This is a genomic window from Rhizobium leucaenae USDA 9039 (genome assembly GCF_000426285.1).
Lineage (GTDB): Bacteria > Pseudomonadota > Alphaproteobacteria > Rhizobiales > Rhizobiaceae > Rhizobium > Rhizobium leucaenae.
In genome coordinates this window covers 24,680-37,714 of sequence record NZ_AUFB01000013.1, presented here as the reverse complement: position 1 = coordinate 37,714, position 13,035 = coordinate 24,680, and the positions used below count along the sequence as shown (strand labels likewise).

Annotated in this window: 10 protein-coding genes; 2 read left to right on the top strand and 8 right to left on the bottom strand. The window is 57.6% G+C overall.

What is annotated here, in order from left to right:
* Positions 1-27: 27 nt before the first annotated feature.
* The 6 genes from K290_RS0119510 to K290_RS0119485 form a co-directional block, all read right to left on the bottom strand.
* Complete coding sequence (locus K290_RS0119510; RefSeq protein ID WP_015341911.1) at positions 28-1,260, bottom strand: alpha/beta fold hydrolase; 1,233 nt, start codon at positions 1,258-1,260, stop codon at positions 28-30.
* Between the two features lie 108 nt (positions 1,261-1,368).
* On the bottom strand, positions 1,369-2,058 hold the full coding sequence (locus K290_RS0119505; RefSeq protein ID WP_004130085.1) for a GntR family transcriptional regulator: 690 nt from the start codon (positions 2,056-2,058) through the stop codon (positions 1,369-1,371).
* Between the two features lie 151 nt (positions 2,059-2,209).
* A complete protein-coding gene (locus K290_RS0119500) occupies positions 2,210-2,986 on the bottom strand; it encodes an N-acyl homoserine lactonase family protein (protein WP_028003113.1) in 777 nt (258 codons plus the stop codon).
* Between the two features lie 21 nt (positions 2,987-3,007).
* Positions 3,008-4,132, bottom strand: coding sequence for a zinc-dependent alcohol dehydrogenase family protein (locus K290_RS0119495; RefSeq protein WP_013984731.1), 1,125 nt, complete (start codon positions 4,130-4,132; stop codon positions 3,008-3,010).
* Positions 4,133-4,144: 12 nt separating this feature from the next.
* Positions 4,145-5,038, bottom strand: coding sequence for an MBL fold metallo-hydrolase (locus K290_RS0119490; protein ID WP_015341914.1), 894 nt, complete (start codon positions 5,036-5,038; stop codon positions 4,145-4,147).
* Positions 5,039-5,122: 84 nt separating this feature from the next.
* Complete coding sequence (locus tag K290_RS0119485) at positions 5,123-7,639, bottom strand: methyl-accepting chemotaxis protein (protein WP_015341915.1); 2,517 nt, start codon at positions 7,637-7,639, stop codon at positions 5,123-5,125.
* A 460-nt stretch (positions 7,640-8,099) separates the two neighbouring features.
* On the opposite strand from K290_RS0119485, the gene K290_RS0119480 reads away from it, so the two are divergent.
* A complete protein-coding gene (locus K290_RS0119480; protein ID WP_028753483.1) occupies positions 8,100-10,544 on the top strand; it encodes a beta-glucosidase in 2,445 nt (814 codons plus the stop codon).
* A gap of 19 nt (positions 10,545-10,563) precedes the next feature.
* On the opposite strand, the gene K290_RS0119475 is transcribed toward K290_RS0119480, so the two are convergent.
* Positions 10,564-10,893 (bottom strand): hypothetical protein, encoded by a 330-nt coding sequence (locus tag K290_RS0119475; protein ID WP_004130061.1) that lies wholly within the window; start codon positions 10,891-10,893, stop codon positions 10,564-10,566.
* Positions 10,894-11,146: 253 nt separating this feature from the next.
* On the opposite strand from K290_RS0119475, the gene K290_RS36325 reads away from it, so the two are divergent.
* Complete coding sequence (locus K290_RS36325; protein WP_041678048.1) at positions 11,147-11,404, top strand: hypothetical protein; 258 nt, start codon at positions 11,147-11,149, stop codon at positions 11,402-11,404.
* Positions 11,405-11,581: 177 nt separating this feature from the next.
* Here K290_RS36325 and K290_RS0119465 read toward each other — a convergent pair whose 3' ends face one another.
* Positions 11,582-12,580: an MBL fold metallo-hydrolase gene (locus tag K290_RS0119465; protein WP_004130059.1), complete on the bottom strand. Its 999-nt coding sequence runs from the start codon at positions 12,578-12,580 to the stop codon at positions 11,582-11,584.
* Positions 12,581-13,035: the final 455 nt, after the last annotated feature.

Here is a 13,035-nt window from a genome sequence, read left to right as displayed (position 1 = left end):
CCGGGCGACGAGAGTCAATCCAACCGCTCAGCGAGCGGCGTGCCGTACGAAATCGAGCCCTTTGACAAGATAGCTCCGGAAGAAGTTCGGGTGTTCGCACATTGGAAAGTGACCTAGTCCGCCCATAACGAGGTGGAGGCATCCTGGAATAAGTTCGGCGAGCTTGGCACCGTCGGCCGGCGTGGCTGAGTAGTCATAGTCGCCCGAGAGCAGCGCCACCGGGGTGCGTGATGGGTCAATACGGGGAGCTGTCACTGCTCCGTCGAACTCGTCGCTGTAGAAGGAAAGATCGCCTGGGTAAACTCCGGGTGCTCCCTGCGAATAGATCCAGCTTGACCTCCTGCGCTCCCCTGCGGGGCTCAGTGGGCTCATGATCCCTCTGACATATGCCGAGTTATGAAGTGAGCCGTGTACGTTTACGTTGTGCTGGTATGGGTTCCGTCGTCCCTTGGAGCGGAAAGGTGGCTCGATCGCTACGATCCCGAGGATATGCTCCGGCCGTTCCGCCGCGAGAACCAGCGACATTGCCGCGCCCATGGACCCACCCGCGACAATCGCCTTTTCGCGAACCACCTGTTCGAGAATGGCCGTGCACCATTTCAGGTAGAGCGATGCCGTGAGCTTGTAGGGTGCTCCGTCCCACGTCAGCGGCGGCATGGACCGACCGTGGAATGGTAGGTCAACCGCGATCAGCCTGTAGCTTTTCGCAAGCTCGGTGTCCGCCAGCTGAGGCATGAATTGGCGGCTATCTGCTCCGGCGGTGTGAAGAAACAGGACCGGCACCCCCTCACCTGCTTCTTCGTAATATATTTCATGGGGGACGTCATCGATATTGACGACGGCATACTGCCCCCGAATTTGACGCAGGTCGCGTTGCGCACGCTCCGCTGTCATCTCGGGGGACGTGACGACGAGCTCGAACACCCGTTCGAGAGCCGGGCGTGCTTTCGCGAGGTCGAGCGGTGAGCCGGCGATCTCGAAGAGAGGATTTGCAAGCTGCAACGCCGTGAAGGAGTGAAAGGTCGCCGGCGGCGGCGTCATCAGAACCTGATCCCAGGCGTCCGTGGTGGCCCTCACTGTCACCTGGGGGGCACTGCTTTCCCCCGAGATCTCCGCGCCGCCTTCAGCGAAATCGAGGGCGATCACCTGATCGCCGACGTAGAAGGCGATCTTTATCGTCAGGTCCGGAGTGAGCCGGGGCAATTCCTGATCCCCAAGAGCCTCCGACATGCGGGACCGCAATTCATTAAAAATGCCCAAAGCAACCTCCCTGTTCGAGCGAGCGCCAGGCCGCACGCGTCGGCAGCGCCATGACTTCGAATAAGCAGATTATCAGACAATCTGTCAATACCGGCTAATGCCGCTTCTTCAATCGCCGTGGTTTTCAGAGGTTTTACGCAGGTAGTCCAACGCGACCTTAGCCGCCATATCGATGTGGTACTTGCAGGCTGCGGCGGCTTTCGGTCCGTTTCGGTCGGTAATGGCCGCAGCGATCTCCTTTATCTCTTCCACACTGTGGTTCAAGCGCCCCGGCTGCGTCATCGACGTCATGCGCAGCAGCGTCACCCGATTGTGGAGCGATGTCAGCATTTGCTTGACGAAGACGTTTCCGCTCCCTTGCATCAGGCAGTCGTAAAACGCGGTTTTCGCCTTGATGAGCCTGCTACCGGCGCCGTTTGCCGCGGCTTCCGCAAACTCAGCAACCGCCTCATTGAGTGTGTGGATATCCTGGGCGGTTCCGTTTTCAGCGAATTCCTTTCCAGCATAGCTCTCGAGCAAAGCCCTGACGCTGTAAAGCTGAGCGGCTTCTTCGTAAGTGATAGTGCTGACGACGGGGCCGCGGTGCGGATAGCTGGTAATGAGGCCCTCGGCCTCGAGTTGTCGAAGCGCCTCGCGGATTGATGTTCGTCCGACACCGATCGACTCGCAGAGTTCTCGCTCAACGAGGCGCTGACCCGGCTTGAAACGGCCGCTGGATATCGCCTGCCGCAGTTTATCCTCTACCTGAGTGCGCAAAGTGGCACTCTGCCGTGCAATCTGTAAATCCATATCACCCATAGGATCCAAAAGTCCGTTTTACCAAGGCCGGAACCGGCCGCGCAAGTCATGGTACTATATGGTGGGTTATCCCGATGAGACAACCCGATTGTCTGACGAAAACGAAGAACACCCACGCCTGGCCTCTTACCGGACATTCCATGCGTCCCCATTACCGTAGAACCTTTGCAAATGCGAGATCCGGTGACAGCGATGGGAAACTCGTCAGGACTGCGGGATCGTGGCCTGGAACGAGTACTCCGGACGGTCCTGAAAGCTCACGGAGAGTTCGGTATCCCTCCAGTACGTCGGCGTAATCGGCGAAAAGCGGAAAGACGTCGTCATGCTCTAGATAGCGTTGAAAATGGAGTGCGTCCGATGCGATAACGACGACGTCATTGCCATCGTCCAGCCTCACGACCTGAAGGCCCCTAGAATGACCGCCGACGAGATGGATAGTGAGCCCCTCCATAATCTCGCCGTTCCCGTCGTGGAAGCACACCCTGCCGGAAAACGTCAGGCGGACTGCATCGACTACGGCGTCCACCGCAAAGGGACGCCGAAGACGATCATGGCACATGCATCGTCCTGTACCGTAGGCCATCTCCCGATCCTGCAAGTGGAACAGGGCTTCGGGGAAGTCCGCAAGGTTTCCCGCGTGATCATAGTGAAGATGCGTGATGACGACGTCGGTAATGGACGATGCGGAAATCCCGAGCTGGCGAAGCGCCTCGACCGGATGGATCAACATGGTCCTCCCGCGCCTTTCAGCCTCCTGCGGGCTAAACCCGGTGTCAACCAGGATCAGACGTTCACCATGGCGGATCAACCAAACGAAATACTCGATCCTGCCCGGGGCGTCGTGGGGATCTCCTGCTTCCAGGCCGAGTTCGCCAACGGGCCGAACCGCAGTGCCGTAATGTATCGCCAGGACTTTCCAGTCGGTCAAATTCTCGCTCCTTCCGCAGGCTTAAGGAACCAGCAGATGCCGGATCACCTCGCCACGGTCTAACCGGTCGAAGGCCTCGTTGATTTCCTCAAGCGGGCCAGTGCTGGACAACAGTCTCTCCACGGGCAACCTACCCTTGAGGAACAGGTCGATATAGCGGGGAACATCGCGCGAAGGTACGCAGGACCCCATGTAGCTGCCTTTGATGACGCGTTCTTCCCCGACAAGAGGAAGCGGCGAGATCTCGAATTTGGTGTTCACGTTCGCCAGACCCGCTGTGGCCGTCGTGCCGCCGCGCCGCGTAATGCCATACGCGGTTTCGAACGCTTTGCTCGACCCTGCCATCTCGATGGCGTAGTCCACTCCCCCGCGGGTCGCTTCCTTGACCTCGCCGATGACATCCGGCGTGGTTGCCAGGAAGGTACGCGTCGCGCCCAGCGCCTTAGCCAACTCAAGCTTCTCCGGCATCAAATCGATGGCGACGATCTCGCTTGCCCCGCTAGCCACCGCTCCGAGGACGGCCGACAACCCCACGCCTCCCAGGCCGATGACGGCGACCGACTGCCCCGGCTTCACGCCACATGTATTTACGACGGCACCGACGCCTGTCATCACGGCGCATCCGAACAAGGCCGCCATGGTGACGTCCACGTCTTTGGTGATCTTGACGACCGAGTGCGCCGACACGACCGCGTATTCCGAAAACGCCGATACGCCGCTGTGATGGTTGATATCGTAGCCCCGAAGACGGATATGCTTGCTACCGTTCAACAATGTCCCGGCGGCGTTTGCGCGATAGCCCGGCTCACAGAGGCTTGCGCGTCCTCCCGCGCAGTAATCGCAGTGTCCGCAGATGGGCAGGAACGACATCACGACGTGATCGCCAACCTTCACTGTATCCACACCGGGTCCGATTTCTTCGACAATGCCGGACGCTTCATGCCCCAACGCGACAGGCAATGGACGGGGGCGGTCGCCATTTATCGCCGACAGGTCGGAGTGGCACACACCAGCGGCCTTGATTTTGACCAGGACCTCAAGATTGCCCGGAGGCGCCAGGTCGACGGTCTCGACACTGAGAGGCCGCGAACTTGCATACGGCTTGGGAAGCCCTGACTCTCGGAGAATGACTGATTTCATCTGCATTGTCGCGTATTCCTATCTCGAGAGCATCTGCATGGCGGCGGGTACGTAGCGGAAGCCTTCCCCCTCCCGGGCGACATTGCCGAGCCCGGGCCACGCAAAGTGATAGGACATCACTGGTATGCGGTCTGTCGCGAGCATATCCAGCACCCGTGTGCGCGACCGCGCCGAGAGCTTGGGATCGGTGTCGTACTTGAACTCCATCCACGGGCGTTCCATCAGCAGGATATGATGATGGGTCAGATCGCCGAGGAAGCAGAGCCGATCGTTGCCCGACTGCATGAGGAAGCAGAAGTGGCCCAAGGTGTGGCCTGGAGCGTGCACTGCCTGCACGCCCGGCAGAAACTCCTGACCGTCCACGAAATGCGTTATCCGATCACGGTGTGGAAGAAGGTTCCTCCGGGCATTTTCCACCTGGGCCTTGAAACCGTCATCAAGCTTGCCTCCGTCGGTCCAGTCATCGAAGTCGCTTTCGCTTATGAAGATCTCCGCGTTGGGAAAATTAAGCTTGCCGTCCTGATCGCAAAGTCCGCCGGTGTGGTCGATGTGTGCGTGGGACAACACCACGGCATCGACTTCCAAAGTGTCGATCCCTGCCTCCTGCATGCTCTTCAGCAGGCGACCGGTCGTCGGCCCGAAAATCTTCGACGTCCCCATCCCGGTGTCGAACAGGATGGTCTTTCCGTTGATTTTGACCAGCGGGATGTTCTGCTCGAGGGTCACCGACGAACTGGACAGGAAGTTCCTGTCGAGCATTTCCGTCACCGTGGCTGCGTCGACCCCGAGGAAATTCTCCCGTGGGTCGCCCAATTCCAACGGTCCGTCCGAAAGTACCGTTATTTCGCCGCTTCCGAACTTGAACGGATAGAAATAGGGCAACTTAGTCTGATGCGCTTGGTCATTGAGCACGCCGCTTATCCTCCCAGATTGGCTGCACCATTTGACAGATTGTATGAAAATCTGTCAACACAATAGTGGTGATTGTCTACGAAGTCAGGAAACGATCGAAAGCACGTGACCCCTTGGCCTGCCGATGTTGAACTGTTCGATCTGCTGCATCAGCCGCTGGGTCTCTTTTGTGAGTTCCTGGGTGGCGGCGTGGGCTTGCTCGGCGATGGCAGCGTTTCGCTGGGTGCTGTCATCGATCTCGCCAACGGCCTGGTTCACTTCGATAAGCGAAGCCGCCTGGTCCCTGCTCGCCGCAGCGATAAGCTCAACCCTTTCGGAAATTCCGGCAACATTCGACGATATCGCAATCAGCACCTTGCCCGCCTCGTTCACCAATCGCGATCCCGAGGCGACTTCCTCGCTTGATCTTGCTATGAGTTCCTTGATTTCCTGGGCGGCTAGAGCCGACCGCTGGGCAAGTTCCCTGACTTCCTGGGCCACGACAGCGAAGCCCTGCCCCGCTTCTCCAGCTCTCGCGGCCTCGACACCGGCATTGAGTGCCAGGAGATTGGTCTGGAAGGCAATCTCGTCGATGACGCCGATGATTTGCGAAATGCGCCCGGAAGCCGCTTCTATTCGTCCCATAGCGTCAACCGCGTTCGTGACCACTGAAGCAGACGCATCCGCGGCCTGCTTGGTTTCTTTTACCAGCTGGGCTGCGGCTTGTGCCTGCTCTGTCGAGGAACGCACCGTCGCGGTGAGTTGATGAACAGCGGCCGCGGTCTCCTCCAACGACGCGGCTTGACGCTCGCTGCGGCGGGAGAGATCATCGGCGCCACTGCTGAGGTTGTCTGCATTTTGCCGAATGAGCACGATGTTGCCGCGAAGTTCCGACATCGTCGCCTGCAAACGCAGCAACGAATTGTTGAAGTCCCGTCGCAATTGTTCCAGCCGCCCGGAGAACGGTTGATCGATCGTGCTCGAAACATCACCGTTGGATAACCTCTCCAGCCCAGCGGCAAGACTGTCGACGGCGTCGCCGATCTGTTTGTCGATCTCGGCTTTCTCCGCCTCGTTGTGCCGACGTTCAGCTTCGGAAGCCGATCGTTGACGATCCGCGTCGTTCTCGATCTCGATCTTCCTCGCGGCATTCTCCCTGAAGACACAGAGCGCCCGGGCCATTTCTCCGAGCTCATCAGCGCGCTCAGAACCGCCGATCTCAATGTCAAGGTCCCCTTCCGCCAAACGCCGCATGTCGTCGGTCAACTGGACAACAGGTTTTTTGAAAGTCGCAATCATCCCGAAGCCAGCGAGAAGTGCGACGAGGACGCCGGCAAATGTCGTGATGAGGCCAATGCCATTCGCGTAAGCCGTCTCTTCAATGGCTCTTGCGCGCTGGGCGTCGGCAAACGTCGTGAGGTGGCCCCATATGGTGTTCAACTGGTCTGTCGTTTGCCTATATTGCGCACGCCTCACTTCCGAGATCTCGACGAGCTTCGCACTGTCCTGCGTCATACCCTCTACCGCCGGCGGCACCGTATTCTGGACTGCCTTGAAAAGGTCGAGGTCGGAAGCGGCACTCCAGATGTCCAATATCTCCTTCTTCGTTCTGTCAAAGTTCTGGACGAGCTGCGCACGGTTTTGTTCGGTAGGGTCGGCTATGAAGCGCGCAAGGTTTATCCTGATGAGATAGCTGGAGTCTGAAAGTCTTCGGCTGCCGTCCAAGGCGCTGCTGATCTTCGCCAAATGTTGGTCGAGACCTGCGAACTCGACGATTGCTTTCTTTGTTTGCTGGTTCGCTACCGCGTTAATCGCGACGGAGATTTCCTTGAACGCGGACATTGCGGTGTCGAGGCCTACGGTGTTGTCCGATGAAGCGCCCTGCGACAGAAGTTGTGTTACGCTTTTCACCGCGCCATCGACCGAGCTCGACAGTTTTGTGGCGTCCGATGGCAAGGAAGCCCGCAGATTTCGGGCGCTCCGACGCAACTCGCCCACTTTGCCGCCCAAATATTTGAGTTTCAGCTCGGTCGTTCCGGCGGATTGGTAGCCCGCGGCAAGATCAAGGAAGAAGGTTGCATAGCCTGTCACCCTGTCGGCATCGCGCAACATCGATTTGGCGGCGCCCTCGGACTGCTCGCCGGACTTCCTTAACTCGTCTGCTAGCCTGAGCATTTCATTCTGCGACCAAACCAGCGATTCAGAATGATTGGCGATCGAGCTTATCAGTTTCTCTTCGCTTTCATGGATGCTCCAGAGAGAACCAAAATTGTTCACCACGTCCAGCATAATCGCGTTTGCCGACTGGAGGCCTTCGCTTTCCGCCGTAGCTCCGGCATTCGTCACCAAAGCCTGCAGATGCGATTGCTGCGCGAGCAGGTCAGCCTTCACGCGATCGCGCCTTTCTTCCGACGCCTCGTCGAGAAACTCTCTCATCGAGGCGGAGACGTCACGGAAACCCGAGAGCACCTGCATCACCTGGCTTGAGGTTTCCAGGCGGCTTTGTAGGAGACCCGCGGCGTAGTGCCCCAAAAACCCCACCGCGCAAATACTGATTATGAAAGGCAGTACGAAAATGATTACTTTTGTCTGTAGCCGGAAACGGGACAACAGCCTGTCCATTGTGGTCCATCCTTGTCCATAGGCGGTGAAGAAGCTTCATCAATCGGGATCCGCCTCCGATGGAAGCATCGAATCATCAATGACGACACGAGGCTGCGCGACTGAGGATTGTCTGTCAACAGATTGTCTGATAAAGCATGTTTAGGTTTATCAAATTGTCTCGCGAACTTGCGCAGGAATAACTCCAGAACCGGCGCTGCCGCAGCCGGCACAACTTTCACCGCTTACATCGATCAAACCGCGATGTCCTTGTTTTCAGTGGAAAGCGGTGACGGCATCTCGGCCATGTGAAGACTGCGAACATGTCGTCGTCGTGGTGACGGCGCCTTGGGGAACAAACGGGTCCTTCTCATGGATGGACGGCTCCACGGATGACGCCGACCTCACCAGCTTTCCCAATATGCATATCGAGATGCCCGATCTGGGAACGGTAAGTGTTGAGATTGAGGAAGCAGAGAAGATGACTGATACGAGAGCATTGCTCGATAATATGACCTTGGCCGAGCAGGTCTCGCTACTTTCCGGCGATACGTTCTGGTCTTTACCGCCCATCGACCGCCTAGGGGTAGGGAGATTGCGCTTGACGGACGGCCCCAACGGCGCCCGCGGGGCGGGGTCTTTTGTCGGGGGTGTGACTGCAGCGGCTTTCCCGGTAGGCATTGCCATCGGAGCGAGTTGGAACCCGGACCTAGCCAGGGAAATCGGCAGTGCGCTAGGTGACGAGGTTCTTTCCAAAGGGGCCCATGTCTCGCTGGCGCCGACCGTTAACATCCAGCGCAGCGTCACAAACGGCCGAAACTTTGAGTGTTTCTCTGAGGATCCGATACTGACGGCGGAACTTGCCGTCGGCTATATCGAAGGTCTGCAGTCCAAGAAAGTGGGTGCCACGATAAAACATTTCGCTGGCAACGAGTCCGAGATCGAACGTACAACCATCTCTTCAGATATCGATGAACGCACTCTGCGCGAAGTCTACCTAATACCCTTTGAGGCGGCGGTGAAGCGGGCAAAGGTCTGGGCCGTGATGTCTTCATATAACAAACTAAACGGTACTTACACGGCGGAAAGCCATTGGCTGTTGAACGAGGTACTGCGCGGTGGCTGGGGTTTTAACGGCGTGGTGATGTCGGACTGGTTCGGCTCGCGTTCGACCGCACCCACCGTGAATGCTGGGCTGGATTTGGAGATGCCGGGCCCGACCCGCGACCGCGGCTCCAAGCTTCTGGCGGCGATCGACGCGGGCGAGGTAAGTGTCGAGACCGTCCGCGCCTGTGTGCACAATATCCTGACCCTGATGGAACGCACCGGCGCAATCAACGATCATCGCGAGTTTAAGGAGTACGCCACTAATCGGCCGGAACATAGGGCACTCATCAGGCGCGCGGGAGCGGAAAGCGCAGTTCTGCTACAGAATGACGGCATCCTGCCATTGGCTCAGCAAGGTACGGTCGCCATCATTGGACCCAATGCCAAGATCGCGCAGATTATGGGAGGCGGCTCGGCGCAGTTGAACCCCCACTATGTCGTCAGTCCGTGGCAGGGGCTGGCGGACGCCCTGGGTGAGGAGAACGTGTTCTACGCTCAAGGTTGCAGCAACTATCGGTTTCAGCCGCTGATCGAAAACCCGACAACCTTCGAATTTTTCCAAGGGAGGGAGCTTGCTGGCGAGCCCGTGAATGTTATCGAGGAACCGTCGAGCCTCGGTGTATGGTTGCCCCCCGTGGCCGGGGGCACCGTCGATCCGCATCGCTTTTCCGCCCGAATGCGCACCGTCTTCACAGCCTCAGAAGCCGGCGGCTATCGCGTCGGCCTGACCTCGGCGGGGCTTGGCCGTGTCTATGTGGACGGCAGGCTTGTGGTGGACGCCTGGGCTTCCTGGACACGTGGTACCACATTCTTTGAAGAAGGCTGCGAGGAGGTCGTGGGTGAAATCACGCTCGAAGCCGGCCGTAAATACGAGGTCGTCGCCGAGTACGCCCGGCACGATCACGTCAACCTCTATATCGCCGCAATTCGGGTAGGAATAGGCAGGTTTTCGGCCGAAGCGGAGATTGCCGAGGCAGCAGCCGTCGCCGCGAAGGCTGATCATGCGGTAGTCTTCGTGGGCAGAACGGGCGACTGGGATACCGAGGGCTCCGATCTCCGCGGCATTGCGCTTCCCGGTCTGCAGGACCAGCTTGTTGAGGCGGTAATTGCGGCCAATCCGAACACGATTGTCGTCCTGCAAACTGGTGGACCGGTGGAAATGCCCTGGCTTTCCAGTGCTCGTGCAGTACTGCAATGCTGGTATCCCGGCCAGGAAGCTGGCAACGCGATCGCCGATGTCCTCCTCGGCAAGGCCGAGCCTTCGGGCCGACTGGCACAGACCTTCCCCGTGCGCTGGGCTGACAATCCCACACATACCGAGGATGACGCGGTCTATCCAGGCAAGAATGGCCATGTGCGATATGACGAAGGTGTGTTCGTTGGATATCGGCACTACGATCGCCAGGACATTAAGCCACTGTTCCCCTTCGGTCATGGTCTTGGTTATTCAAGCTTTGCGATGTCAGAGCTGACGGTAGGGCTGCCGGATGCTGCCGGCGCGGTGACAGCGACACTGGGATTGACCAACGTCAGCGAGCGGCCAGGTTCGGCAGTGGTGCAAATCTATGTCGGCGATGTTGAAGCATCTGTACCCAGACCGGTCAAAGAACTGAAAGCCTTCTCGAAAATCGCCCTGGAACCCGGTGAGAAACGAAGGCTCAGTTTCATTCTTGACGCCCGAACATTTGCCTTCTTCGACACGACCGAGCGGTGCTGGCGGATAGAGACGGGGGAATTTGCAGTTATGGCTGGGTTCTCGGCCACCGACATCCGTTTGAGTGGAACTGTCACGCAAAAGGGCGCTGTCTTAGCGCTCTAATCGTGCAGAGAATCAAAGACTACGTTTGGTGGTGGTTGAGTCCTAAAATGAGCGCAGTGCGGTGAAGCTCGGTGAATGAGTGAAAGAATGGCTCAAGACGGGCGATATTGTCATCGACAGGAAGGATACCGACCTTCATAGGCGGCGAAGATGGCGTCGGAAGCGTTGGCGGACACGTTCGCGACAGCGTCGGTCCTACAATTTTTTTGATGCCTTTCGCAGTCTCTCGAACTGAGCTCACGCTTGTCGCGAGATCGGAATCGTCAATCGTATCGAGGGCTGCCACATTCTCGTGCAGTTCGGCTCGACCGATCTCCTTCAGGACATATGTATCGAGCAGAAATTTCAAGCTTAGTCATCCAGCGCGCTACGATCGGGAGCACCGATCGACACGAGCGATATCGTATCCACCGTGCGAAGATTGCGGGCAGCAAACTTGGATCTCGATGGCCCAACCCTGATCATTCCTGGCAATGCGAAATCTTGTTTTCGGACGCGGAGCCACGGACAGACGCCGTCGCTCTGTGCGGAAACTTGAGCCTGCAGCCCTCTCCAGGTATCTATCGGTCGAGAGCGCAAAATTACAGGCACAGGATGCGGCGATGCTGAAAACCGACACCCGCCAAGCAAATTGGCGCCGTGCTAATCCAGCGAAATATGATGCTCATCTTGCTGTACAGCGAGCCGTAAAGGCAGGCGAGCTGGAAAAGCAAACATGTGAGGTCTGCGGGATTGAAACGGTCGACGCCCATCATGATCAATACGACGACCCTTTAAAGGTGCGCTGGTTATGCCGACGGCATCACACAAGGCTTCACCACTACGGCGAGGATATGTTTCCGATCAGGAATGGCCTTTAGGTGCGGTCCGCCGATCGCTCTTGATTTCAGTTGGCGTTCCCGCGTGACTTGATGTCTAGCAACGCGATGAAGGCGCACATTGCTTGTTGCGTAACTTCCGCCATGTGATGATTTCGTTCGACTGCCCTCCGGATAGGATTGACGCGAAGGCATTGCCCTCGCGCCCTTCTCTACCACTCAGTCCAACAGGCTAAGATGTAGTGGCTCAGGAAAATACGCGAAGCCCTCTCCCGCTATGCCAACGTGCCCGTAGCCCGGCCATGGGAAGTGGTAGGACATGAAGGGTATTCTATTGGAGGCCAGCATTTTCAGAATGCGCACACGCGATTGAGCTGACAGTTTGGGATCGGTATCGAACGCAAATTCCATCAAAGGCTTTTCGAACAGAAGCACAGGATGATGAGTGAGGTCGCCGCCATAGCACATTGTCTTTCCTGCTGACTCAATCATAAAGCAGCTATGGCCGAGTGTGTGTCCAGGAGCGCTAATGGCATGAATACCAGGAAGAAACTCTTGTTCGTCCTGGAAAAAAACCATGCGGTCCCGCACGGGTTTGAGGTTGTGGATCGCGGCTTTAACTAGACCGTTGAGATCGCCTCCAAGTTTTTTCTCGTCGGTCCAGAAATCGTAGTCGGTTTGGCTGATGTACACCTGGGCATTTGGAAACGTTGGTTTCCCGTCGTCGCCCCAGATTCCGCCGACGTGGTCCCAATGAGCATGCGAACAGACGACAGCGTCAATATCTTCCAGCGCAATATTCGCGGCGGCCAAGCAAGACTTGAGACGGCCAGTCGTCGGGCCAAATTGCTTAAGCGATCCCATCCCCGTGTCGAACAAAATCAGCTTGCCACCGATGTTTACGACAGGTGCGTTCTGAGCGAGAACGACCTCATCCGTGGGCAGGAAGCTGTGGTTTAGCATGGATCTTATCTCGTCGGCCGGGACGCCGAGAAAACTTTGTGTCGGGTCGCCGAGCGGAAGTGGGCCGTCTGATACGATGGTTACCTGGGCGTCCCCAATGGCAAATCGATAAAAGTCCGGAGCTTGTGCCCCGGAAACGGGGCTCGCCCCAGCGTGAGCCGCTACACTGTTCGCACCCAAAACGGCTCCACTCAAAGCAGCTCCCCCTGCCAATAGTAAGTTGCGGCGGTCGATCTCGAAACGTTCATTTCCCATTTCACTCCTCCCCATTTGTAAAAATGCGTCTGCAGACCGCGCTTGTCTTGCGACGGATTTCGGCTTTGTCTGCATCGGAAAGGTATCAAGTGGCAGGTCTAGGACAATTGAATTGCGAGTCCATTTCAATGAGCATCGCTCAACAAATGATCTCGCTCGGACCTGCGATTCATCAATCGAAACAACCGGTTTCGGGGTACCGCGTTGGTCCGGCCATCAGATCTCGTTGGCTTTCGGTGAGTTCGAAAGAACTCTTGGCTCCCTGACTGCGGGACGCGGCTCGCATCCGAATATCGGCAAGATTATCGTGGATCGCCTTGGCTGCCTCATTGTTATGTGAGTGGCTCTGCGTCAGGTCGCCAACGGTGTTCATTAAGCGGTCGGAGGATAGATGTTACCTCTTCCCTCGAAGAGCGCACCGCTCCTGAGGAAGAAGCCACGGAAAACCGCGAGGA